Annotated in this window: 12 protein-coding genes and 1 pseudogene; 4 read left to right on the top strand and 9 right to left on the bottom strand. The window is 54.3% G+C overall.

Going from position 1 to position 26,797, the window contains the following annotated elements; all coding sequences use genetic code 11:
- Positions 1-960, bottom strand: a 960-nt coding sequence (locus VK574_RS13670) for an IS110 family RNA-guided transposase (RefSeq protein ID WP_472800399.1), incomplete at its 3' end; no start/stop codon positions are given.
- A gap of 159 nt (positions 961-1,119) precedes the next feature.
- On the bottom strand, positions 1,120-3,312 hold the full coding sequence (locus VK574_RS13665; protein WP_472800398.1) for a hypothetical protein: 2,193 nt from the start codon (positions 3,310-3,312) through the stop codon (positions 1,120-1,122).
- Positions 3,313-4,009: 697 nt separating this feature from the next.
- Between VK574_RS13665 and VK574_RS13660 the strand changes: the two genes are divergently transcribed.
- Positions 4,010-4,465: an energy transducer TonB gene (locus tag VK574_RS13660; protein ID WP_472800397.1), complete on the top strand. Its 456-nt coding sequence runs from the start codon at positions 4,010-4,012 to the stop codon at positions 4,463-4,465.
- A 104-nt stretch (positions 4,466-4,569) separates the two neighbouring features.
- On the opposite strand, the gene VK574_RS13655 is transcribed toward VK574_RS13660, so the two are convergent.
- Positions 4,570-4,947: a hypothetical protein gene (locus VK574_RS13655; RefSeq protein WP_472800396.1), complete on the bottom strand. Its 378-nt coding sequence runs from the start codon at positions 4,945-4,947 to the stop codon at positions 4,570-4,572.
- Between the two features lie 257 nt (positions 4,948-5,204).
- On the opposite strand from VK574_RS13655, the pseudogene VK574_RS13650 reads away from it, so the two are divergent.
- A pseudogene (locus VK574_RS13650) lies at positions 5,205-6,271 on the top strand (IS3 family transposase); the annotation flags it as partial.
- A gap of 662 nt (positions 6,272-6,933) precedes the next feature.
- Here the strand turns inward: VK574_RS13650 and VK574_RS13645 are convergent.
- The 3 genes from VK574_RS13645 to VK574_RS13635 are packed head-to-tail and all read right to left on the bottom strand — an operon-like array spanning position 6,934 to position 12,873.
- Positions 6,934-7,464 (bottom strand): hypothetical protein, encoded by a 531-nt coding sequence (locus VK574_RS13645; RefSeq protein ID WP_472800395.1) that lies wholly within the window; start codon positions 7,462-7,464, stop codon positions 6,934-6,936.
- A gap of 24 nt (positions 7,465-7,488) precedes the next feature.
- Positions 7,489-12,102, bottom strand: coding sequence for an RHS repeat domain-containing protein (locus tag VK574_RS13640; RefSeq protein ID WP_472800394.1), 4,614 nt, complete (start codon positions 12,100-12,102; stop codon positions 7,489-7,491).
- A 24-nt stretch (positions 12,103-12,126) separates the two neighbouring features.
- Positions 12,127-12,873 (bottom strand): hypothetical protein, encoded by a 747-nt coding sequence (locus VK574_RS13635; protein WP_472800393.1) that lies wholly within the window; start codon positions 12,871-12,873, stop codon positions 12,127-12,129.
- 1,507 nt (positions 12,874-14,380) lie between these two features.
- On the opposite strand from VK574_RS13635, the gene VK574_RS13630 reads away from it, so the two are divergent.
- Positions 14,381-18,388 carry a choice-of-anchor D domain-containing protein gene (locus VK574_RS13630; protein WP_472800392.1) on the top strand — a complete coding sequence of 1,336 codons (4,008 nt, stop codon included), beginning with the start codon at positions 14,381-14,383 and terminating at the stop codon, positions 18,386-18,388.
- A 726-nt stretch (positions 18,389-19,114) separates the two neighbouring features.
- Here the strand turns inward: VK574_RS13630 and VK574_RS13625 are convergent.
- Positions 19,115-19,612: a hypothetical protein gene (locus VK574_RS13625; protein ID WP_472800391.1), complete on the bottom strand. Its 498-nt coding sequence runs from the start codon at positions 19,610-19,612 to the stop codon at positions 19,115-19,117.
- A gap of 640 nt (positions 19,613-20,252) precedes the next feature.
- Positions 20,253-22,529 (bottom strand): MMPL family transporter, encoded by a 2,277-nt coding sequence (locus VK574_RS13620; protein ID WP_472800390.1) that lies wholly within the window; start codon positions 22,527-22,529, stop codon positions 20,253-20,255.
- Between the two features lie 171 nt (positions 22,530-22,700).
- Between VK574_RS13620 and VK574_RS13615 the strand changes: the two genes are divergently transcribed.
- Positions 22,701-23,381 carry a hypothetical protein gene (locus VK574_RS13615; RefSeq protein WP_472800389.1) on the top strand — a complete coding sequence of 227 codons (681 nt, stop codon included), beginning with the start codon at positions 22,701-22,703 and terminating at the stop codon, positions 23,379-23,381.
- On the opposite strand, the gene VK574_RS13610 is transcribed toward VK574_RS13615, so the two are convergent.
- Positions 23,368-26,682, bottom strand: coding sequence for a thioester reductase domain-containing protein (locus VK574_RS13610; protein WP_472800388.1), 3,315 nt, complete (start codon positions 26,680-26,682; stop codon positions 23,368-23,370). The two genes, VK574_RS13615 and VK574_RS13610, sit on opposite strands and share 14 nt — an antisense overlap.
- Between the last annotated feature and the right edge of the window lie 115 nt (positions 26,683-26,797).

The raw sequence follows: 26,797 nt of genomic DNA, 5'->3' as shown, positions 1-26,797 counted from the left end.
CATCCAGGCCACCATCTTCCTGGCTACCGCTAACGTGGCGCGGTTGCGATCGCCCCTCTGCTTTTCCTTCTCGTGGATCAGGCTCAGTTCATGGCTGTATCTGGGTGCCAGCTTCGCCGCTTCCACCAGCACCTGCTGAATGTGTTTGTTGCGTTGCTTGGAAATCGGCGTGCGCACGACCTTGTCTGCGGACCTTTTCTCAGCTCCGCACAGCCCGCAATAACTGATGGCCTGTTTGATCGATTGAAAGCGCACCACATCCCCGACCTCCAGAACCCAGGTCAGAGCCGTGATCGGACCCACTCCGGGAACGGTTCTCAACCGCTTCAGTCGCTCGGCCAGCAACGGGTCGCGCTCGAGCGAACTCACCAGTGCATAGTCCAGCTTCTGCGATCGATCAATCGTCTCCCGGCTCAGCTTCAGCAACGGCCTGACACAGTCGATCTCTTCGTTGCCCGACATCAGCTCGGTGAAGTAGCCCACCTTGTGCAGTCGCTGCTTGTTGTAGCTCACGCCGGTCTCCATCAACAGGCCCGAGATCCGGTTCTTCATCTGAACCATCTGCTTCACAAGCAGTCCGCGGTAGCGCAGAGTTCGCCGCCGGTCGCGGATCTCGGTCGATGTCATGTAGCACTCCGGAAGGAAATCACAACGAAGACAGTCGGCGATCTTGCTGGCATCGATCTTGTCGTTCTTCCTCTTCGCCGCGGCAATGGCTCGCAGCATCAGTGGGTGGGCCACCTTCACCTTTTCGGCATGAGGAAGCAAGTGATCATAGATCCAGCCCGTGAAGATCGTCGCTTCCATGGCCATCATCCGGGGTTGGGGAAGGGTTTTGATCCAGGCATCAAGTTCGCGCCGCGTCGATCCGATCTTGCCTTCACTCTGGATCATGCCAGCTGCGTCCTTCACGCAATAGCTGATCGTCTTCTTGTGAACATCAAGTCCGATGTAGTACATAAAGTCTCGAGGAGCCTCCGTGGGTAGTTCTCTGAATCAGCGCGCAGCTGAGTTCAGCCTTTGTAACACCCTCGTGCTCCTCCTCGACTTAGCATTCAAACAATACAACCAGCACTTGAAGGACGCCGGTTCCTGTGATCAGAGGTGAGTCCCAGACGATCAAAAGAGCGAGGGAGCTGCGACACGCAAAAGGATCATTCCATTCTTTTCAAAAAGTTCCTGCACGCGGTCTTCAAGTTGCATCTGGTCTCGATTCTGCGGCGAAGTGGGTGTCAGTGAGAACCTCGTACCGCGCGGAAACTGCGCGATTTTCGCTTCGAGCAGTTCGAGCGACTTGAAATTGTACTGGGCAACTTGATAGTTCTCATTCTGGCCCGAGCGATAGGCAGAAACGGGATAGGGTCCTGGTCCGGCTTTCGCTTGATCTGCGATTTGCTTCACTTGCGTACACATCTGGTCGCCTACACATCGCTCCAGCACGCCCGAGATCAAATCAGGAGTTGCCAGCCATCCCTGATTCTGGATTAGCGCCTGTGCCAAATTCTCTCCGAGCCCGACCTCTTCCCAATTTCCAACCGAACCCGCTTCACGCGACTTCAGAACATCCGCGCGTCCCCGCCACTTCTCACTCCACTCCACATATCGGTTCCAGATCGGCTGTTCTGCGGACTTGTCCCCGTAACTCATCAGGTAAATAAGTGCATCCATCGGTACCTGGGGATCGGGGTCATCGAGCGCTTCTAGAGCGATATCGGTAAGAATGGGATCGGTCGCATAGAGCGAAATGTCCTGAAAAACCGAATGGTTACATGCCGACTTCCCCGTACCCCGTTCCTTGACCGCCCGCTCCACCAAAGGACGGGCCGAAACAGGATCGAACTCGACCAGATACGCCAGAGCAGCGCCCTGCGGCGCACATGCCCATTCGCCGACCTTGGCATTCGCTTTCTCCCGAACCTGTGCAACAGCAGATCCGGTGCCAAACCGTGCCATCAGTGAAGCGAATACTGCTTCTCTCTGATAGTCATCTGCAGTCACGAACTCGTCCGCCCACAAGCTTTCAAACTGCGGGAGCTTTTCCTTAGGTAGAAAAGCAAGAGAATCTGCGGTAATTGAGGGGTCGTGCGAGCCAATCTGTTTCAGCGCCTCCTCATGCGCGCTCACTGGGTCAAGCTCGAACCAGCGGTGCAGCGCAACTGATTTCAGTTCGCGAGTGGTATAAGAGTTCGATTCGTTGCTACCAGGATTCTTTAGCGGGATCTTTGCAAGCAGTTCCAGGGTGGGCAGCAAGTCACAAGAACGAAGAACGTCCCAGCCGTATTGGAGCTCCATAACCTGTTTTTCAACGGGCAGATCCTTCAGGCTCGCTGCCAGAATGCCGCCCAGATCGGCCTTCTGTTGTGGTGAGATTTCTTTAGGCTGCGAACTCAACAGTGTCTGTGCACTAAGCGCTCGAGCTCTCCCTTCCTTCGCGGGAAGTGCTTGAAGTGCAAGCGCCCAATCTGCGTTCGTGAGCTTCGCTCTTTCCTCGTGTTGCACAGCGGGATCTGCGTCGCTCAGTTGAAGCACGGACATAGTGCTAAGAAACCACGTGGAAACTGGGAAGTCCGGGTCGTCGATCAAGCGATTCATGGCTGCCAGCGCAATAGGATGCAACTTCTCCCGCAGGCCGTCTATCCCAAGGGCACATTCATACATGAGGGTGAGTTCATCCTCGCGTAGATGCTGCGCCATCACTCGAGCCGCTGCGGCCGTGCCCAAAAAACGGAGGTCAGCGATCGCAGCCTTCACCGAATCAGGTTCGGTGCCGGGCGTTTTCGAATTTGCCTCCAACTCGTTCAGGATCTCTGTCAGCTTCGCACGCTCCCATGCTTTTGTTGCTGGGATGATGCGAAGCTGAATCGGGTTTGACGTGAGGCTCAGGCTCTCTGCTCCGAACGGGCCGCCTCCGCCGATTGACACATCGGAAACGCGGTGACTCACGACCACGATTGTGTAGGTGCCCGGCTGATCAAAGCGAACCCATTCGTTGAGATTGAGGTTTACAACTGTTGGCTTCGCTGACAAGGGCGCGAAACCCCTAAGCCCTCCCCCGATGTAACCACCACTGCTGCCGAAGTACACATGCAGGGGATCAGCCCAGCCAGAGGTGGGAGCGACCATAAATTCTTCATATGCCATCCTCCCACTACGGTCGTAACTGGCCATGTTGGTTTCGAATTGCTTGTTCTCAGGCCCGGTAAAGCTGAGCTTGAGAGGAATTCGCTCGCCAACGTGGTACAGAGCCCGCCCCTCTGCGGTTTGGACCTCTAATTGAGGCGTAGCATCTTCGGCGGATGCCAGGACTGGCATTGACAAAGCGACCACAACTGCTAAGAACACAGACGTGATTTCGCGCGTCATCATCTAAATAGACACCAATGGCCTTGTCTTCGGTAGAACTTTTTCGTGCAGATTTTTGCATTTAATCTCCGCAGTAAGCAGCATGCACGGCGATGACGCTGATTCTTCTTTCTAGAGATCGGGTGACCGCCGACTCTTCCCCAACCCAACCCCGAGAGCCGGGCGGGGATCGCCGGGCGGGAGAACAAACGTCAAAGGGACGAGTTGGCCACTATCCACTCGGAACCGATTCCTTCTCCGCGAGCTTAACGCCATGTGATAGATTCATCGCATTCTCATGGGCATCATCAATCGGTTATCCGTTGTCCTAGTGTTCGCGCTCCTGATCGCGCTTCCCGCCGATTCACACTGTCTCTCCACAGACAGTAACGAACTCACACACCCTCAGAAGGTCTACCAGGTCAGCTCCGACGTGACCCTTCCGGAACTTCTCCCAGTCGACTTCGCAGCCACTCTGCGAAGTGACTGCCAACAAACCGAGAGGGGAGAGGTTCAGCTCACGTTCATCGTTGACGACTCCGGGAGACCACGGAATGCTTATTTCGCTCATGCGCTCGCGAGCAGTCTTGACCGACTCGCGCTCGGGGTTCTTGCGGCAGACCGGTTCACCCCTGGAAGGCATGACGGCGTTCCCGCCGCAGTGGCGATGCTAATAAAACTCAAGCTAGAAAGTTGTGTGGTGGCTGAGACGTCAGAGTCGGGTGGCGAGAGCCTTCACATCCGCTTGAAATCGGTGCCAGTGCAAACCCTCTCGCCCGAAAAGAATGTGCCGCAGGACCTAATTCTTGATGACAGCAAATCGCCCGAAAAGGGCTCTGCAAACCGCGTTATTGGAAATAGAGTCAGTGCTCCCTACCCATTAATTGCCCCTGAGGCCAAGTTTCCTGCGGACCAAAAGCTGCGGAAAGTCGGTGTTTGCCTGATCTTCCTCGCTGTGGATGCCAACGGAATGCCGCAAACGCCAAGAGTAGTCCGATCGCTCAGTCCCGAAATGGATAAACAAGCCCTTGAGGCAGTCGATCGATATCGCTTCAAACCTGCAACCAAAAACGGACAGCCAGTACCCGTCATGATGACAATCGAAGTGAATTTCAGGCAGTAAACCACAGGCAGCCAGCCACCACTCAATGCGTCGTTGTGATAACCACATTCGGGATTGCGGATGTATTACCGCCCACCCGGAAGTAATTCAGTTTTGGGGGCGAACTAGCTTTCATCCCAGGCCTCTACGAGGAGCCACTCATCGGGGCGACAGATCGTGACAGCGTCGCCATCGACCACGGTCTTTCCTTCCCATTTGTTTGTGATCAGGTCGCCCGCGCCGGAAAGCCAGTTGTCGCGTGCCATTGGTGGCGAGTCGGCAATCGCCGACATCAGATGTTGAGCGGGGGCGGTGTATCGACATGGGTAACCATTGCCACCGAGATCAACTGCTTTGCCTGCCTTTACCAGTTCGTTGAGCCAATCGAGCCCGCCAATTCCTGTTTGCCAAACCGCAACGCGTGTACCCTCCGGCGTCGCGAACGCCGCTGGAGATTCACCGCCGTCTTTCTGCTTGTAAACACTAATGTGCCAGCCGAGCATTTCCGAGCCCTCCTCACAGAAAAGTCCGAACCTTGGTCTCCAGTCTCGAATGATTGGCCCAATTATAAGGTCGCTAGTTTTCTGAACTCCTTCCGTGATTCAAGCTGTCGGGCAAACCGCCGTTTTGCTTTGGTTACCGCCACGGAAGTAGCTCGAAAGCTGCGTCACTTCTGACCCAAAACCCAAAAACTAAGCCGTTTTGAAGTTGAGAGATTGCGGCCTCTGTGGTTCTCTGAAAACGAGAGGAGAGCCGGGGGATGGCGAGAAAAGGTTATACGGAAGAGGAGATTTTACGGGTGCTGCGAGAAGCAGAGTCGGGCGAGACGGTTGTCGAGGTCTGCCGCAAGCACGGCATCAGCCAGCAGAGCTTTTACCTGTGGAAGAAGAAGTATGCGGGTCTGGGCTTGAACGAGCTGCGCGAGTTGCGGCAGCTTCGGGAAGAGAACAACAAGTTGAAGCGTCTGGTGGCGGACCTTAGTCTCGATCGCCATATCCTTCAGGAGATCGTCGCAAAAAAGCTCTGAAGCCTCGCATGCGGCGCGAACTGGCGGAGTGGGCGCAGCAAGCCCACGATTTGAGCCAGCGGCACGCGGCGGGGCTGATTCCGGTCAACCGGGCGAGTCTTCGTTACGAACATCATCGTGATCCCCAGGACGCGTTGCGTGTGCGGCTGCGGGAACTGGCAGGCAGCCGGGTGCGGTATGGATATCGAAGGCTGACGGTGATGCTGAAGCGAGGGGGTTGGGAAGTGAACGCCAAGCGCATCTATCGTCTCTACACCGAAGAAGGCTTAATCGTGCGAACCAAGAGACGCAAGGAACGGGCTCAGCGGCAGCGCATCGCCCAGGGGCCCGCATCGCGACCTAATGAGCGCTGGAGCATGGATTTCGTTGCTCAACGACTCTCCGACGGTCGGTGGATCCGTGTACTGACCGTCGTCGATCAGTACACACGCGAGTGCCTGACGCTTCATGCCGACACAGCCCTGAGCGGAGAGAAGGTCGCAGCCGCACTGGATAGGATCCTCGCCGGCCGCAGTGTACCGAAGTCGATCACCGTTGACAACGGAACTGAATTCGCAAGTAAAGCAATGGACCACTGGGCCTACAGCAACGGAGTGCATCTGGACTTCATCCGGCCAGGACGGCCAGTCGAGAACGGCTACATCGAGAGCTTCAACGGGAGATTACGCGACGAGTGCCTGAACGTGGAGGTGTTCTTCAGCCTGGCCGACGCCCGGCGCAAGTTAGCTCTCTGGTTGCACGACTACAACCACCACCGGCCTCACTCTGCACTGGCAGACCGCACGCCGGCTGAATTTGCAGCAGTATGCAGCGATGGAAAAGACGGCGATAAAGCCGCCTTGGAAAACGCTCCGCGTTTACCACTTTTCCATCGCACGGCGGCTGCTGGCAGTGGCCTGAACTGCGCTCCGGCCTCAACGCTCTTGCTTGAGACCATCACTTGAGTTACATTAACCGCAATCGTGCCCGCCAAACGGGCACTAACCGAACCACGCAGGGCGAAATTTCTAATCTCGCGCGGCACAGTTTATCGGGGCGGGTCAAAAACCGGGAAACTCCGGTTATAAATGGTTGAGAAATCGGGGGCAGGTCAATTCCTCCAGATTGATCTTACAAAAGGAGGCTTCAATCCTGATGTCCTACCCATGTTGTCTCACCACAAGCTCCCGGGAGACTTGGATTCACCACAGCTTGAACTATCGGGCGCCGGCAGAGTTTGCACGCCAAGCTAACTATGGAAAAGACGTGGGCTCCGCCCACTTTGAAAACGCCAAGGGCATTTCCAACTTTCCCACAGCTACTGCGGCTGCTGGTTAAGTTGTAAGATCACCGTGCGGAATATGGGGGCAGGTCAATCAAATCGGCACAATCGCCCCATTTTACGGCGATGTGATTTTAGCTGCGGCACAAGCAGCAGGTCACCCCCGGAGAATAGACCATTCCTCTCATTCATAGAGCAGTGTCACCGGGATGCGCCAGCCCCAGGACCTGCCACTTCTTTTTGGAGTAGTTCAAACTGCAGACCAGCATGCTGGAGAGTTTCCGATAGAGAGCGATCATGCTTACACACGCTAAACATCAGATCACATGAGGAAGGCGGAATCTTTTTGCGTTCACGTTCTCCGGCTATTTGCTCAGCATCAAAGACTATTTGACGCACAATCTGTGAAGGGTTAGGATATGTCATCAATTGGCCAGCATTTTCTCGCAGAGCAAGTTGCCATGCCAAATACTGCTCCATCCTATTTAAGTAGGAGTGAACTTTACCATCTGTTAGCGGGATACATAAAACGAATTTCTCAAAATTCCTCCAGTCGTTCCAGTACATAGCTACATGTTCAAGGTCTACTATGTAAATTGCTTTCACGAGATCGATAGGTTCGATAGTCTCTGATGAACGAAGTTCTGCCGAAAGCCCGCTGATTGGCAGCAACAAAGAAACAATACCGCCAACTTCAAGTAGCCTCATCATCTCATTGATTCGTGTATCCATTTGAGCTTTACCTCAGATAATATCTCATGGAAGAGCTGCAAAGCATGATGTAATCTTCGCATTTGATGTCTCGCCTAATGAATTCGTTGTTCCTTCGGCAATCAATCCTGTTGGACAAAACATTTGGCCCTGCGGCTTACAAGCTTCCCAAATTTGTTTTCCAGTGAAATATAGGCCGCCGAATCTAATTGGAATCGGTTCTGTGTCCACACCCGAAGCACCAACACACGCGTATGTGCAACCTGTTTTGGCAAGATTTAGACCCAAGTTCCTGCAAACGACTGCGTAGTAATTTGGATCGTTTGGGGCATTTGTTTGGTTTGGGGCACTCCCGGTTCCACCTCCTCCAACTCCGACGCCCCCACCATTACCGTACTCACTGCAAACAGCCGGATCATAGTCCGTCTCAAATGGATCACCGATTGGGTTTCCGTACTTGTCGGTTTCGTGGTACCAGCGAGTTCCCCCATAGAAACAAACGGTGAGTAGCCCCAAAGGGTCGGCCGCGGCTAGGGGATTGTTTAGCACGTACGCGTATCGATTCATGCTTTGCGGGTTGCTAGCATCGTAGCTGCCAGCATATGGGTCCGGCATCATCCAGCGGCCTTGCGCATTCGAATATTGCCGGAATTGAGCATGATCCGTGACAGTTTCGTAGTCGTGATCGAGTGTGCCGAAGTGAGAGGGATCCCCATCCGTGCCGGTTGCCGTAAACCCGTCTCCGAAGGAAAGAGATGTGAAAGTGCCCTGCGCGCCGCCATTGTACGTCGTGCGCAGACGTTCCGTGCCGAGCCAGTCCTGATGCTGAAACTGCACTGCCCCACCTGCGAGGTAGTAAGCCACAGGTGCCGAGCCCCAGTAGTATTGGCCGCGAAGCGCGGTCCGTGTGCTCCCGTTCCAAACAGAGACCCGCTGCCCATTGGCGTTGAAGACGAATTCTGTAGCCGTGCTGCCCACGACCGTGCGAACTCTTTGATTCAGCGCATTGTAGACGTACTGTGCAGTGCCGCCGCCATCCACTGCCGTGATATTGCCTTCGGCATCGTAAGTATAGGTGTGAAGACCGTCGTTGGTTAAGTTACCTGCCGCATCATATGCGTACCCGTTCGTGCTTATCCGGTTGGTCGACGTATTGAAGGATAGCTGAGGTTGTGGTCCCGATCCCGCAGTGACGTTCTGTTGCCAACGGTTTCCGTAGCGATCGTAGACGTAACTGAAGTTCTGCGCTGTGCCCGCATAGACTGTTCGCGAATTGAGCCGGTTGAAGTCGTCGTAGCCGTAGTTCACGCACACGTTCAATACCGTGTCACATTCGGAACTAAACTGGACTCCCGACCAGCTCGTTGTGAACCCGTAGAGTTGGGTTCCACCCGCGCAGCTAGCTTGCGAAGAACCATTGCATACAAAACCGCCGGACCTGTGGCCGAGAGCATTGTAAGTGCTGACTACAGTGAGGCCGTTTCCCAGGCTGAAGAGGCCGGGGCCGTTGGGTCCATTTTGCACGTTGGAGATAATGTTTGGCGGGTTTGTGCTGTTGTTGAGAGAACTTGTGAGCGACTGCAGTTCGCCCGCTTGCGATACGGTGTACGTGCTCTGAGTCGGAGTCCCATCCGTCGAGCTAAGCATGTCTCCAGCAAGATCGTACGTGTAGTGAAGTTGCCGATTGTAGGCAACAGTGCCGCATCCCGAAGGAAGGCACTCATCCATGTAGCTTACTCTACCCATTGGATCATAACTATACGCTGTGCCTGTGCTGCCCGAGATTGAGGCCAACGAAATTTGACCCTTCAGGTTAGTTTGCGCAAGGTCGCTCCATGCGGTGCCCGCGCTCGCGTCGTACGCAAAGGACTTTGTCGGTGTACCATCCGTGTACGTGACGCTCAATACCCGACCGAGCAAATCATATTGCGTCGTTGTTGTGGTCGTTATCGACGGGCTTGCTTGATTCGCTTTGGGCTTGGTTCGAGTCATCACCCAACCCGTCGAGTTGAAGGTATAGGCGAAGCTAGTAGTGCCGGACTCCGGCTCCGTAACAGACGTCTCTCGTCCCATCCAGTCTGTCTTGAACGTACGGGTCTGTGCGCCTTGCGTGACAGTAGTCGTTCCTGTCGCGAGTGCATAGCTGTACGTGGTGAGGTAACCTGTGCCCGTAATATCCGTTCCGCAACTCGATGGGGTGTCGGAAGGAAGAAGGTTGCTTGACGAAATCTCGCATATGACTGTCGGGCGCCCTAGTCCATCGACCTGGGTGATCCGTTTGACCCCATTTTCGTCGGTGATTTCGCTAGCTCTGCCGTTGTAAGTAAAGATCTTGTTACCGTCCGCCCGGGCGATTTTTGTGATTCTGCCCAGGACATCGTAGTTGTAGGCATCGCCAAATGATCCGGAGCATTGTTTCGTGCTCCCCGTTCCGGATCCCTGATACCGGTGTGAAACATAGCTCGGGTTTCCATTCCCGTCCAGACACACGTCTTGCTGGTACCACGGATTAGTACTTTGACCGTTACTCAGAAAGCTTCTGCTGTTCCGCCCATAGCCATCGAGTTCCGATTCCACGGTACTGTATACCGTGCTGGTTTGATAGATCTCCTGCGTCGAAGTTGTTGGCGAATAGCTCCAGATCCACTTCCCCCCATCTGGAAATGTCGCTTGGGTCGGCCGGAGCATGCCATCGTAAGACGTTATCTGGCTGGCCTGGCTGTTGGGATCAGTCGTGCTCTGGAGGAGTCCTGTGTAGCTCGTTTCAAAGGATGCTTTTTGGGAAATCACTACGCCGCTTGCGGGCGTCGGATAATCGACTTCCTTGTTATATACGAACGTTGGATCGTACTGAAATGTGGTTGTCGCACCGGTCGAACTATCTTTGCTCGTGAGCCTCGAGCCCGTGTCTTCGTAGGTAAATGTTTGGATGTAGGAGATGGTGGAACTCGCGAAGTACGTCGCGGTTGTTAGATTTCCTCTCACCGACGGCGGCGCTACGTGTTGCGGTACGCCTGAACTAGCGGTAGGCGTTGTTTGATCGTATGCGTACGCCGTCTTTCCAGACAGGGTTCCACTCCCATCGTATACGGCGTCAAGAGTCGGGAGACCGGGGACAGAATAGCTGTAAGTCCATTGTTCATGTCTCAGGAGTGATCCGCGTGAAGTGGAGCCTCCATAGTCATAGACATAGCTATCCGTCACATTGCCGTAACTGTCGTATTTGCTGGTTGCTCCGTCCATCTGGATACCGTCGTGGGTATCATAGGTATCTAGCTGCGAGATAAGCAGACTGAACGCGCTTGTCGTACAGGGCGCAGAGGCACCGTTATAACAGGTGGACCGGGCGAGCAGGGGAGTTCCGGTCGCAGCACCTTCGTAGATCTTGCGGGATGTCTCATAGTACTGCGCTGAGGGTGATGTGGGTGCGTTGCTCGGTTCGACGAAATCGTATTCAATGTAGTTCGCCAAGCCATCAACGACCTCGGTGTGGCTCGTGCCTGACCCAACGGAGGAGCGCAGATAGCTCCACGTCGAAGCGGCAGAACCGGAATCCGCATTGAGCTGTCTCGTGAAGCCGAGGGTGCTTCCGTCTGCACAGCTGATGCCATTATTGCTGCCTTGGTAGGTATATTTAATGGTATTCCCTGCGGGGAGTGTTATCGAGGCAACGCGGCCGGTGTAGTATCCGCTGTTACCCGGTGTCGCCTCGTAAGTAAAGCTGTACGACGAGGTATCTTGAAGCACAATTGAACTCACCAGATATTGTCCTGTCGCCGTGTATTCTGTAACGCTGGGAGAAGAACATGCGAAGTTTGTTTTGATATTGACTGGGCTGAAGTTGACAGTCACTGTGGAGGGTCCGCCCGAGGTAGTTTTAAACGTGAGTGTTACTGGATTTGGTGATGATCCCGCTACCGTGAAGGCGGTGTTCCCCGTTGTGTCCGTGTAGACTCCATTGCTCCCGGTAATTTCATTGCCATTTGAGTCGATGGCCGAATAACTACCAGAAGTCCCGCTCGGCCCTCCGTTGGCATAGCTCACCGGGAAAAATGTCGTACCTGCCTTATTGGTAACGTAAGCTGTCAGATTCCCGGCCGCAAGAGTTGTGAAGGCCGTGAGCCCGGAACTGTCGAATGTCGAAGCAGGCGTGTTCGGAGGGGGATTTCCTCCCGCTGGGGGGCAGCCAACGCTGCTGCCCGGAGAATTGATGTACGAGCCTGTAAAATTTGGGAATGCATGCGAAACGCCACTTTGTTCGAAATACGTCAGATTCGTGAACGTCCAGGACTGCCACGAATATTGGCCGTGCTGTCCGCATGAGCCAGAGGCTGTCGTCATCTTGTAAGTGATGTACGACGGTTGGTACATACCCTGCCATCCCCACCCAAAAACTGGTTGCCACGCCATCTGGCCGCTGATGGAAACCGGATACCAAATGGAACTGTCGTAGCTGAGAGCAGAATTGAAATTCAGTCCTGCTCTCCCTGCTTTGCTAAGCACGGGAATCGAAAGATGCAGGTTCAAATTCCCTATGTTGATCACATCTGGGCCGGCCGAGAACGTCCCGAACTGCGGCGTTCCGGTTTGCACTTGGCTAAAGGCACTCGCACATGCCGTGAACATCAAGGCCGAGATCCAAAGGCGCGATTGCGTCATGACTGTGATCTCCGAAAAGCAGACTTAGTTAGTTGAGGCAAGGGAAGGAGTAGAAGAACTGGTTTGGAGCGCGAGGGTAAGTGTTGAATTGAGATACTTCTCAATCGTCGCCGGTTGCCATACACCTGCCGACTCCACGTAGTTCGAGAATCTGATCTCGACCGGAATATTCACGGCGGCATTATTGTCGGGATGCACATTGAAGTCTATTTCAACAGGAAGGAGGCTCGATGAATCGAGAAAGATATCCGTTTGGCTCAGGCTTGCCATCCACATCTGAACGGACGTGCTATCGATGGGAAGCGCGGATACAACCACGTGGTCCACAGATTTGCCATTTTTCGACTCCTGGCCAACAAACTTCACTGACAGCGCAGGGTTGTTGACGATATCTGAAATCATCACCGCGGGGCAGAACCAAGAGGCAGGAGTAATCACGTTGTGGCCCGCCATGGCGTGACTGATGCCCTGTTCATCGGTCCAACTCCCACTGGGTGTCCCAGCGGCTGTCTGTCGAGTCTCTGCGCGGGAGAACTCGCCGAGCTGCAAGTTGACTTGGCTATTCCCGTTCAGCGCACACTGCGCAGTAAATGAGCCTGCTTCGTCCGTCGCCCCCGCCATGAATTCTGCGGCACCTGACAATGAGAGACCCTCAACGCGGCTGCCGAGTGACTTAAGAGAACCCGCGAGCAGAGTCGCTCCGGTCTGGGCCCTGACCGAACCTGCAGCAACGATCAGGAGTGCAAAAGCGATGGATGACGAGCGATTCATCAGTGCCTCCACAACCAAAATTTCAAAATTCGACAGCCTCGTAAGAGCGAGTCCTCGTCCGAAAGGCAACGAGGAGGACGTTCATCGACTCGACAGTCTGAGCGCGCCTTCTTAGCGCAAGACAAGAATCAACATACTTGCTTTCTATTTTTCATTTACCTCGTTGCCGGACACGTCGATTATTCCGCGCGTTCACAATGACGCAAGCAGCATTATCTGGCTACAGACAGTTGGCCTGGGGAAAACTGACAATTGAGACGAACAAGCTGACTTAGACTCATTCAAGAGACAACTTGTGCCTCGCGCTCGTTTTGTAACTAACGACGACACGAGTCAACTGGGACTACCGGCTAATGCGGAATGACTTCAACGCTTCACTCTGATTGAGCAGGTTACTCAGGTACTGACGAAAACTGCAAATCACATTAGCACGGCATTCGATTCGCATGTCAAGAGGTTTCTTTCGTAATATTTGGTTGTCGGCCGAAGCACGGCCGCTCGCAAGAGGCACGAGGCCGCCTGGAAGCAGATGGCTAACGGCTTGCCCGCGATGCTAATTGGTACTAACTTGTCGGATAACCGAATTTGAACATCAAGTGAATAATCCTAGATGTCTGCTCTGATTGTTCGACCTATGGCCGCTCGAGTTCAAACATTGTTAACAGCGATCTTCGGCAATTTAGTTCATTTTGAAAATCCTTAAGGCTCTCCCGTTCGGTATTGCTCGACATCATCACGGTGAAGGGCGCCTATCGGAGTGCAGTAAGAGAAGCGCTACCTACCAGTTTAGTTTTTTGGCACCGAAAGGCACGCATTGGCTGATTGGCAATGACTCATTTCACTCCCGGTAGATAGCCAGTGACTTGAGCCACACTCCACCTAGTGTGGAAATAGTGCTCAACAGCGGTGCAGCGTTTCATGTGGATTTCGTTTTTTCTTTTTTCTTAGCGGGCAAGGGCAAATCGCGGAAAGGAGGTGTCTCTACGGTTGATTGTCTGGAACTTCCGCTAGCGTCGGAAGGCTGGCCGCCCGGGCAAGCTCTTTATTCCGCGCGATGAAGCGGTTCTACGGTGGATCCTTGAGAATCAATTTCGACTACGGACAGCCTTCATCGGTATTAGCGCGGAAAGAAGTTCGTCGATCTGCGCCCCTTAGCAATTCAGTAAGGCAGGTCGATCCTCTGGGTTTGCACCAGGGGCAACTGGAGCGCGCCTCATACCCTGGACGGCAGTAACCTTATCTGGGTGACACAAGTTCGATTGACATATCGATGCGTGTCTGAGATTCTTCAGCATCCCACGCAATCGACGGCCCACCTGGCTGGAGTCACTTCGAATCTTTCCGTTGACCTTCCAGAGCCCATTCTCTTTTGCCGCGCTTGGTGGATCATCCTAGGGCTCTGATCGTACTTCGTTGCTTCGATTGAAGAGTTGAGCACGATAGACGGCAAGATAAGGGGCAATACCAGTACCGAGCTAGGTCTCGCATTTCCAGGGAGAATTTTCAGATGACACGAACAGCACTCATCCCCCTTTTTGCGATCGTCCTGGGCATACCTATTGCCGCAGTCTCACAAACCGCCGCCTCTGCCTTTGACTTCGAGAATCAAGATGGATATATCGGAGGAAGATCGCCGCTCAGCACCAGCGTCCGATTGGGCCAGCCGAAAGCCTCAATCACTGTTCCGTCGGTCGTTAACATCCAGTTTTATCAGATAGCGTCGGGTCCGCAAGGGCCAAACTACTACCTCCAGGCGTTCAGCGACAACACATATACCATTCCCGTCGGAAACCCACAATATCCTTCCAATATTACCGATGCTTCCGGGACACCAATAAACCTCCCAAGTTATCGAGGCATAGTCAACGCGAGCGTCACAGGCACGTTCTCGCAAAATCTCTACTATTCGTTGCACTTCGGTTGCTGCGATTTTTCAGATAACGTTGTAATAAGAGGTGACCCATCTAACACTTTCACCTGCACACAGGTGGGTGGAAACGGCAATTGTTATGACGGTTACTATTCTGGCCCTCCGTATCTTCTTGTCGATACAGATATTACTAATCTCACGGGGCTCAATCAGTATGAAACCGATGGAAAGACGCAAATCATTGATGGCGGTCTGTCATTATCGGGCACTTTGATTTTTGCCGCAGCGCTGCGATCAAATGACGGAAGTCCACTCCAACTCCAAGTGGAGGTTGAACCTTCAAGCATCCCGTTTACCGGGCAACCATCGGCAACGAGTACGGCGGTTACCTCAAGCGGAACCGCGACCGTTTCAATTTCTGGATTGGCATCTGGGGCCTATCACTGGCGGGCACGAGCGGTCGATAGCGAAGGCGGACAATCTCTTTGGCAGTCGCTCAGCATGAACTCGACCACGACCGACTTCGTGATTCCTGTGCCGCAGGCGTTTTCTTATTTTCTCGGAAATGCCGGACCACCGACTAGCTCCGTGCTGCAATATCGCGGATATGATGGCTCTCCGTCCTTCACTGTCCCACTCGGAGAATGGCAGGGGAGTACTTCCCTTTCGGCATGGTATGTCGGAGCTCCTTTCGATTGCGCTAACAGCGGAGCATCTGGAATTGCCCTTATACAAGGCACTGATGCGAATATGGATAACGCGTCAACGATTTACAGTTCCAATGTACTCACCGCCGGGGGTGGATTTCTTTATGGAATCGCTCCTGTTGCTTTTATACAAGGGGACTTTTATCAGCTGATCGAAAAGTGTTCTTATAATGGTTCGTTCATCTCCTTTGTCAATTCATTCAATAGTGGAGGTAGCGCTATTGGCGGGATTGCGACTGATTCTCTGACGTTGTCGAATGCGTTAGTAAACGGAACCCTCCCGCCAAAATCAGGCACGATTTCTGTCACGACAAACTTGCTAACTGCCACGTTTACCGTTGTCGGTCCGGCTACGTTTTCCGGAAGCGGAACAAGTGCAACGTTCAATAGCGTACCTCCCGGGGCTTACACCATTGCCTTTGGACCGGTCGCTGGCTACATGACGCCGTCTTCGCCGAGCCAAACTCTGGCGGCGGGTGGAACGTTGATGTTCACAGGCACCTATAGTCCGGTCTCAGTTGCGCCCAATCCTGTCAGTTTTCCAACCACTTATGTTGGCGGAACTAGTCCCGTTCAATACGTTACTGTGACCAACGGAAGCGGCGTGGCGGTAACGATGGGGGTGGTCACTGCGTCTCCCAACTTTACTGAAAACAGCAGCGCCTGCGTTTCTATCTTGCCGGGGAAAAGCTGCCGTATCGCCGTGAAGTTTCAGCCCGGCGCGGCGGGACCACTCACCGGCACTCTCATCATCAATGAGACAAGTCCGGTGGGATTGCAGACTGTGAACCTGACGGGGACAGGTTTCTACCGCGTAGCGGTGAGCCCGAATCCACTTCCTCCGTTCCCAGACACCAGCATTGGGGCGCTTAGCCCAACTCAGTGCACCACGGTCACCAATAACACTTCAGGTGTTCTGGCGATTAGCGCGGTATCAGCAACCGCAAACTTCGCTGTAGACAAGATCTCTACGACGTGCAGTACGTCTTTGGCCGCCAATAGCAGTTGCCTAGCGTGCTCCCAGTTCAAGCCGACTCTGTTGGGCGCAATCCCAGGCACTCTGAACGTCAGTACAGGTCTCGGCGTTCAAAAGGTTGGCCTGTCCGGGAACGGTGTGGGTGGTGGAATCCTGGCAAGTGCATCGTCGCTCAGCTTTCCGGATACGAATGTTGGCGCCACATCCGCTGCGCAGTCGATCACGTTGACGAATGAAACTGGCGGAGCAGTGACGATGGCCTCTGTTGTAGCCCCTTCGGGCTTCTTAGTCAGCGCTAATACTTGCGTCTCACCAATCGCTAGCGGCAAATCCTGTCGCATTGCACTAAAGTTTCAACCTGCTTCAGCGGGCTCTTTTACGGAAGCTTTGACGATTAGCGAGCTAGCATCGGGCACTCAGATCATCAATCTATCTGGGACTGGTTTGAATTTGGTGCCAACGATCACCAGAGAGTACCCAACAAGCGGATCGGCTGGAGCCCCGGGATTTGTAATCAACATCTACGGCTCACATTTCGTAAATTCGTCCGTTGTCCAGTGGAACGGAAATAGCCGGCCGACGATTTTTGTTTCCCCAGGTCAACTTCAGTCGCAAATTTCATCAGCTGATATTAGCGTGCAAACCACAGCTTACGTCACCGTCGCAAATCCCTTGCCAGGGGGCGGCTCTTCAAACCAGCTAGCGTTCGCAGTGCAGCCAGGTGGTATCGCGTGCACGAGCTTAATAGTGCTAGACCCGAGCCCAGCAGATTGTTATACCGCGCTCGTAGAGGATACGGTGGACGACCCCCAACCACTCGGTACGAGAATACCTCTCATATTGATTCACGGGAACAATGGGAACACGAATGACGCGACGGGAACGGACACGATCAGTTATTTGAATCGCAATTACTGGTCCGCTTTTCTAAATTATTTCGACTACGCGGCATTTCAGCAGAAATATAAGATATATAGATTCCACTACGTTAGCAACGATTATTCCACCTGGGAATTAGGTCGCTCATTGCGTAACCAGATCGATGTACTCACCTCGCAGGACAGCAACTGGGACGCCATAGATCCATCCACTGGTACCCCAAAGCAGATTGTGATCGTCGCTCATAGCATGGGCGGTTTGGTCGCACGTGAGTTCATGAACGAGCATAATACATATGCTGGGGTCTGGTCAGGTCAAAGAACTGGAAACCGCGTTGCAGAATTGGTAACTCTCGCTACGCCGCATCACGGAAGTCCGCTTGCAAATGATTTGGTTCGCACGGAGGGCACTGCAGGGGGCTTTTCATTCGCGCAGTTGTGGAATCCGTTTTTCAAAGGCCTAGATCTGGCCTCCTGGGGCCCGTGGACGTGGCAAAGCATAAACGAAACGATTCCCAATCGTTCAGATCTTCGATTTGATAATTTCAACAGCATGTGGAACTCGGTGTACTACATCCCACGTGAGCACAATGCTTTACTCGATAAAATAGATCACACATTTGACAATAAGATCGTTGCTTATTACGGGTACATTAGCTCGAACTCCGGGTCCAGTAGTCCGAACGATATCGATATCGGCCAGCTCGGACAACTGCTGCCAGGGTCACTTACACTTATTCTGAGCCAGCGCAACCCTTCACCAACGAACCCTACTGGTAATGCAGACGCAGCGCTTAATGTAGTTTCCGTCTTGCAACAGAGGATATGGGACGCCAATTTCGATCCATTGTCGAGTTCGTATCCGATAACATCTGTAGACAATGACGGTCTGGTCCCAAAGAGTAGTGCGGCCTTTGATGGTGTAACCATCAAAGGGCAGGTGGAGTGTCCGCAATACGATCACTTACAGATGCGCGGCGATGGCGCTATTAATTTGTGCGACACCGGCTATCCATTGCTACGGTCTTTGGTTGATACTTTGGGAGTCTCGCCCCCAGATGGAGTGATAATTCCCGTATATTAGGTCGCAAGTGGAACGGCCACTTTCCCTAGCGTGGGAAGATTGCTTTTGATCACTAATTGATAGGGTTGGGTTCGCGTCAGCCTCCAATTAAAAGGCTGTTGGCCCCGCCGCGACTAAGAGCTAGCCAGAAAGCCAGTTCGAGGCCAAAAACTAGAAGTCCGATAACGATGAAAGCAATCGGGACTAGCTTGGTAGGGAATACCACTTTGTGATCGGGCGTATCTTTCCGAAAGGTCCAGAAGACGCCCACGGCGATCAGAATAAATGGTAGCCAGAGCGGGAAAGTTGCATAGACTGACCCGAAGTAATAGATGATTGTGTTCATTGAACGCGGGACGTCTGACACTATTATTCATTCATTGTGACGGATTGGGACTTGCTGTCAAGTGCCTATGGAATCGCAGCATATTCCACTCACCGGCGCGTCTCAACTCAGACCTCGCAAGTGCAGCATAGGGATCATGGGCTGTAGATGATTTTGAGTCGATCAAAGCATCGAAGAGCGTCAGAATTCAACAGCGTTCTACGCGAGGCTTGCAACGTGTTCAAAATGAAATAGTTGCAAACTTGAGAATTCCATAGATTCCCATAATGGCTTGAATCCGGTTCGGGACCAGGGGGTCGGAGGTTCAAATCCTCTCTCCCCGACCAATATTTCTCACCTACAATCAACAAGTTAAGCAGCTGCACGCGCCGTGTATGAGGCAAGCCGTTCAGCCGGATTCTCTATTGCTGTGCAGCCCGCCGATGCGAAGGTAGACGCGAGTTTGTGTTACTGGACGGCTGGGAAAACACCACGGTGAATGGAGCCGCCGCCGTCGCGCCACTGGCAGTTGCAGTCACCGGTTCCTGAATGGTCGTGATCTTATCGCTAGCGCCATTCGGATTCGTCGCTGGAGCAGTGTACACGCCCGCGCTGGTGATGGTTCCATACTTCACACCCCAGGTAACGGTGCCGACAGTGGATGGATCAACGGTCAGGTTCATGGTCGCGTTTGCAGCAATCAAAGTCTTCGGAAGCGTGATGTAGATGCTGGAATCCGGCTCGAAGATTTCCGCCGTGTTGGTTCCGGTTGCATTCGTTGTGGAATCGCCGCCGATGATGACCACGCGTCCCGTCGCCGGCGCGGTGATCCCATAGCCGCAACGCTGTTCGAGCATGTTTCCGGTTGCGCCGGAGACGAATGAAGTTTCATCGAATACGAACTGAGTGTCGGTTGACATGCCATTTGAATCCGCACCGCCGACCTGAAGACTCTTGCCGTTCTGGAGCATGACAGGTGTGAAGAAGGCGCGAGCCTGTGGCAGATCGCCAATTTTGGATGCAACGCCTGCGGCGGATACGCGCCCCCATTGGTGGTTTTTGTCACGAGGTTCGTCGCGCCAGTGGCACCCCCGTAGACCTCAATGTAGTTGCCCGAGGGATTGGCAAAGGGTAGAACCCCAGGAAACACGCGCCCCTGGATCAATTGGCCTACCACGGAAAGTGTCTCCGTCGTCGGGTCAAACATGACCACATCCGAGCTAACAGTCTCGGTGCTGTTGAGCTCTCCGCCGACGATCCATACTTGCCATCGGCAGTCTGCGCCCCACCCGCTGACCAGGTGCGAAGTGCAGTGTCACCCTTAACCTGCCGACCCCGCCAGGTCGTCGTGTCCAGGGTTTGCATTCTCGAGTTGAGATGTGCTGCGCAGTAGGTTGCGCCCGCCGTCCTCGGTCGCAGCGAATTTTCGACTCACCTTACCTCTAAGTAACCACACTTTTCGCACGCCCTCCGTTGCACGACGTCGCGAGATTCGCAATCAAACTGCCCGAGATGGCGGATGCCGGATCAGTTACGCAGAAACAGCTCATGCGCGGCTCATCAACGCGACGGCCTGCGTGCCGTGTCGAGCCCTCCAGGCCACCAGTTCCAATCGCCTGCAAGACGCAGGAGTGCTGGACCGATCACAATTCGCACCAGGGTTGCATCAATGAACACAGCGACCGCCAGCGTGAATCCGATCATCTTGACCACGAGGAAGTTTCCGAAGGTGAATGCCGCGAATACCACGATCATGATCGCGGCGGCGCTTGTAATCAGGCCCGCGGTCCTAGCCAACCCCTCCGGAATCGCATCCGCCTCACTCAGCCCGCTCCTTCTGGCTTCCAGAACCCTTGCCACCAAAAATACTTCGTAATCCATGCTTAGTCCGAAAACGATGGCAAAGGTGACGATAGGAACGAGAGGGAACACGCTGCCAGTTCCCCCTTGAACTCCCAGGAAGCTGCTTCCGTGTCCGTCCTGAAAAACCAGGACCAATGCTCCAAAGGAGGACGCAACTGAGAGCAGGTTTAATAGAATCGCTTTCACTGCGACGAAGAGCGATCGGAAGCCGGCCAGAAGTGCCGCGAGAGTCCCCACGACCACCATGGCCGCAACCGGCACAAATCGATTCATGATGAGTGTCTGATAATCGGCGTCAAGTGCCGGGATGCCTCCAATTTTCAGAGTTGAGCCAGGCACTCCCGTGAGAGCGACCGCGCCAGTCTTACGGAGTTCCCGCACCCAGTCAACCTGATCGCGCAGGGAGACCGAGCCAGTGGGCAGCACTTCAAGCAGCGCTTCCCTTCCGTCAGTACTCAGAAACGTTCGATGCGTCTCGCGCGAGAGGTCAGTGAGGGAGGAGCGGTTGCCCTCTGCAATTGTTGTGATGGAAATGACGCGGGCGCTGCGAGGGTCGCCAGCGAGTTGCCTGGCGACGCGATCGAGGGCATTCCATCCCGCGTCAGTTTGCGCAATGGACTTGTTTGGGAGTTCAACAAGTACGCGCATCGAATAAACGACACCTACCCTGTCCATGTGTTCGAGCGTGTGAAGCGCTCGCACCGATTCCGCCGACTCCGGAAGCCAGGTTCCTGTGGGGACTCTCGTATCGAGCCGCGTGGCCTGCCAGGCCAGCAGGAGCAAGGGGGCGGCCGCCAGAAAGAGGGCAAACCACGGATGGGCGACAATCACCCTTCCCCATCGTCTCCAACGAACTCCCGTGCGTGCAGACCGATACGCATCCAACTTCGGAGTAAAAGGCATCCGACCGCCGTCGATCCGTGGACCGAGCAAAGCCAGCAGTGCCGGAACGAGAGCGTTTGTCAGCAACACGCTGATTCCCGCCACCAGGAATCCAGCGATGCCGATGGAGCGGATTTCGCTGATGGGAACCGTCAAGAGGGCTAGAAATCCGATGCCGACGGTCGAGGCTGAAATCAGAAGCGTACGACCTGCCTGGCGTGCCGCAATCGCCGCGGCTGCGGGACCGTCATTCCCAGCGCATATCGCTTCCCGGAAGCGGCTGACCATGAGCAGCGCGTAGTCAATTCCCAGACCAAGGCCAAGCATGGTCGCCAAATTCTGAACCAGGATGGACAAGTGGAAGCGCTCGGCCAGCAACCCGGTAATCGCCAGAGTGGTTGCAATGGCAAGTTGGCCAACGGCCAAAGGAATCAGGGAAGCAACCAGGCTTCCGAAGGCCAGCAGTAAAAGTCCGAGGGTGGCTGGAATCACGAGACTCTCACCGCGCCGCACGTCGTCGGCACTCGCTTTCCGAATGTCAAAGTTCAGTGGAAGCTCGCCGGTTAGTTCCAGCTTTATGCCCGGATAACGGCCACGCAAGGCATTCGCGAGAGTGTCGGCTCGCTCGTGAAGCTTTGGAACGAGCGACTCTACTGGAACGTCGGTCGACGCGAGGCCCACTAGAACAAACGTCCCGCCTCCTTTGCCGAGGAAAATCGGGTCGCGCAATTCGAGATAGGAAACGACGCCAGACACGCCGGGTTCGTCTTTCAGTGCCGCCACGATGGTTGCTAACGCTTGCGCGCCTTCCTCAGAATTTGCGGGCGGCAAGCCCTGAATCACAAGGACGACGCGATCCACGAACGGCGAACGAAAACGACTTACAAGCTCCTGCTTGACGGTTTCCGCTTCGCTACCCTCGACACGGGTAGCCGTCTCCAAATGGCGTTCAGCGTGAAAAGAGAATGGAAGAAGCGCCAGGACCGCGAAAAGGACTAAACCGGCCACCCCGAAACGGCGCACATGCATGAGGCTCATGATTTCATAAAAAATCGACGTAAGGTAAGGGACATTGACTTCCTGCGCCAGCATCCAAGGAATTCAGGGCCTCACCTAGCGGTTGTCTGAATCTGCTAAATTGGTTCCGTCTGATTAGGAGGCTCAATTCTTAGATTCGCGTTGCTCACACTTCTCGCCGCCATTCAAACAGGAACCGCAGACCCGCGCATTGGCTGCTGGACGCTTATCTCCGCGCAGTCTGCCATGAATCCGCCTGATAAACTCTCCGTCACAGACCTGCGCGATGGAGTGCACGTAATCATGTCAGGCGACACCCATTTCGATTTCACAGCCAAGTCGAACGGACACGAGACGCCCGTAGCGGGAAACCCGGCATTCAATCGAGTCGCAGTCCACCGAGTCGATAAGAGGCAAGCCGAGGTCAAGGAGGAAAAGGACGGAGCAATTGTGGCGACGGTACGCGAGAGAATTTCGAATGATGGGAACGAGCTAACAATTACAACCGTGAGCAAAAGCCGTCCTGACCTGATTACCATTTGGACGCGAAGCGGAGGCGCAAAGGTCGCCAAGGATCTACTTGCTGGTGAATGGACGGAGGACTTGACCAGAACGCGCTTGCGACAGGGTTCGGTGCTTAAGATCGAACCTGACGGAAACGGTGGCGTTCACTTTTCGGGCGATTTCAGCTACACCGCTCGTTTTGACGGAAAGCAGTATGATCTGAAGAACTCGCGCAACGATACCGTGCAGCTTCAACTTATCGATCCGCACACGGTGGATTCATTTTACCGGCGAGACGATCAACTCGCGGAGAAGGACCGGTGGGTGGTTTCCGACGATGGGAAGCAAATGACCCTGACCACCACGGGCACGTTGGAATCCGGCCAGCACGTCACCGAAAAGCTCGTATTCAAAAAGCAATAGCAGATGACGTATCCGCGCAGGCAAGAGGCACAACGGGCGACGACACTGCGCCGACCTCACGAGGCGCAACCGAAATGATCCCCTTACGGTGCATGAACTTCAGAATGCCGTTGACCGTGTCTTCGAGCGATGGGTCCGCTATTCCTCGCGCTGAGGAATCCCGCGCTTCTTGATACGAGGAACTCTCATAGCGTTTGAATTCCATCGCAGTGATGTTATCGACGGAGCCCACCAGGAAGTCGAGAAGCGGAAAGAGCAAGTCTTCCTTGCGGCATCTCCGGATCAATTCAGGAACGAATTCCTTAACGCTGAATATTTCGAATTGCCGCCCGGTCGACTTGGTAATGAGCTCGGTAATATCCAGCATGTTCGCATAGTCGTCCCGCACCACATGGTAGGTCTTGTTCTGGGTGCCAGGGGTGGTCGAAATCGCGACGATATTGTTCGCCACAATGTCCGCGGGAACGAAACTAACCTGGTTCAGAGCATCGACTCCTATGCCGTGATTGACCATGAACGCTACCAATCGAACCGCGATATCGAAGTTGTTTCCCCCTCCCGTTACTGAGGGACTTACGAGTGCGGGCCGGAAGATGCGCGTAGAAAGTCCTCGACTGCGCGCGTCTGCAACCACCTGTTCCGCCACCCATTTTGACTGGCTGTAGCCGAAATCGAGGAGCTCCATATTCTTGTTGAAATCGGTCTCATACAAGACGCTCTTAACGGCCCAGCCAAATACGAAGGTTGTAGAAATATAATTGAATTCCTTTGACCTTCCCTCGAACGCGAGTCTCAAGACCTCGTTCGTTCCCATCACGTTCGCTTCACGCATGCGGTCGTAGTTGAATAGGTAGTTCACGGTTGCGCCGTTATGGAACACCGCGTCCAGTTTGTTGGCCAGGAAATCCCAGACGTCCTGCGTCAGGCCCAGCTGCGGCAGCCCGAGATCGCCGCAAATAGGAATCACGCGAGTCTCGAACATCTGCATTAGCCCAGACGGACACGGCCCCATCGATTCCATCGCCGCCTTCAGTCTTTGCCTGCCCTGCACTTCATCAGAAGACCGGACGAGAACATAGATCTTTGCCTGCGTCTGCTCAAGCAAACTCTTCATGAAGAAGGGTCCGATGAAACCGGTACCGCCCGTCAGGAGCACATGGTTCATGACCGGGATCTCGGGCAGTGGCGCCGGCTTTGCAGGTGTGAAGATGAGCTTCTTGTCGTTGCTCATCATCTCCATTTCCGCGGCGCGCAGTTCTTCACGGAAAGCCGCCAGCGAGTGCCGCAGCTCAACCAGTGCTTCTTCGGGAGCACGCTCTAGCTGCTCGGCAAGTCGAAAGAGTTCGGCGACGCTGACGCGCTGAATCACACTGATATCGACCTGTCTTGCCAGCATTTCGGCGCCTTTATCCTTTAAGCGCTCCTTGAGTTCGTGCATGAACACGACAAGATCCAGCGAATCCAGCCCGGCTTCGACGAGGTTGTACGATTCCGTGCCGGTCAGGTTGTACCTGGCTTTCATTTCGTCGAAAGCCGACTGGATTTCAGAGCCGGATTCGGAGCATCCGGCATCCTTCTCCCGCGAAAACTCCGAAAGAACGGTAAATTCCCCATCAAGCCACATCTGCTTGGTCTTGTGGCGCATGATCTTGCCCGAACTGGTTCTTGGTATCGCACGAGGCGCTATGAAAGAGATCAGCGCAACTTCGACATTGAGATAGTTCCGGACCGCGGCGGCAATCTTCCGCGCGTCTGGAAGCGCCTTGGGGTTCTTCACTTCGGCCACGATTGCCAACGCGGGCTCGCTGTCTTCATGAATCTGAAACGCGGCGACGCAGTTGTGCCGGATGAGGCCCGACCCTCTCTCCACGGCATTCTCGATATCCTGAGGGTAATAATTTTGCCCCCGGAGGATAATCATGTCCTTGATGCGGCCGCAAACGAAGAGCTCTCCCTCGTGGAAAAATCCCATATCACCGGTCCTGAGGTAGCCATCGTCATAGGGGCTGTCGTCCACGAGCCGCGCACGAAACTGCTTCAGCGTCAATTCGGGATTATTCCAGTACCCTAAACATTTGCCGCTTCCGGCGATCCAAATCTCGCCGATATAGCCGGGATCCAAGGCGACATGCTGATCCGGATCCACGATCCGGACGTCCATACTCGGGAGCGGCGTTCCACAGCTGACAATCTGCGTGGCAGCGTCGATTTCGGAAACCTCGGTTGTCATGCGGGCCTTCCCTAGCGCAAGGGCTCGCTTATTAACCGAAACGATATTGCGGCCACCGAGCGAAACTGCCAAAGTGTTCTCGGCCAGGCCAAAGGCCGCATAAAAGCTCTCCGACTTGAGTCCGTAGGGCTGAAACGCCTCAAGGAACCGCGTGAATGTATCTGGTTTTACGGGTTCCGCAGCGCACATCAAAACCCGGAGCGAACTTAGATCGCACCCTTCCATGCTCTCCTTAGAGAGCCTCCCGGCGCGCAGGCAATAGTCGTAGGCAAAGTTAGGCGCCGCCGTTGCAGTTGCCTGGTAAGTGTTGATGGCGTCAAACCAGAGTACGGGCCGCTGAATGAAGTCCATCGGAGCGAAACCATGTGTCGTGCCCCCTCTGAGGGCGGGATAGAGGTAACAGCCAATCAGTCCCATGTCGTGATACTGCGGAAGCCACGACACGACTACCGGATTCAAATGGTCGATCACCAGCGGACAGGTTTGCAGGATGTTCTCATGCGTCACCATCACGCCCTTGGGCTCCATTGTCGAGCCCGAGGTGTACTGCAGAAACAAGATTCTTGAAGGATCGACAATTCGATCGTCCGAAATCGATTCCACGAACTCTTCGGTGACGATCCACGGAAGGCCAGAAATGTAATCGACGTCAACTCCGGACGCCGAAACCCCACTTCGAGTGAGATTTGTCTTCAAAGAAGCGTGGTAGTCCTTGCTCGTCAATACCCCGGCCGCCTGACAATCCTTGGCGATGTGGACCATTTTGTACAGGGCACTCTGGAAACCTCGAGAACTCGGGGGATAGACCGGCACAGGAATCATTCCGGCGCGCACGCAACCAAAAAACGCGCAGATCATCTCGAGGCCTGGCGGGTAGGCCAGCAGAAGCCTGTCCTCTGCTGCGAAACGGCCATCCTTAAGCAAGTGCCCGGCAATCGCCTTCGTCCGATCGATGAATGACTGATACGAATAGCATTCGATCGGGTTGCCGCTCAGGTCGATGTACGAATAAAGGAGTTTGTGCGGGTGTTCCTCACCCAGCCTATCCAGTTGGTCCAGAATTGACGCCATAATTGACGCGGGAAACCCTCCAAGGTGGAATAGAAAAGCTCACTGCGTAAGAAAAACACGAAACGTCTTGCGACTCCCCGTCCCGTGGTGAAGTGAAATTCGTCCCATTCTCCAG

The organism is Occallatibacter sp. (assembly GCF_035317045.1).
In the GTDB taxonomy this organism is placed as follows: Bacteria; Acidobacteriota; Terriglobia; order Terriglobales; family Acidobacteriaceae; genus Telmatobacter.
Note: the sequence above shows the minus strand (reverse complement) of the source record. Positions and strands in the feature narration are given on the sequence as shown.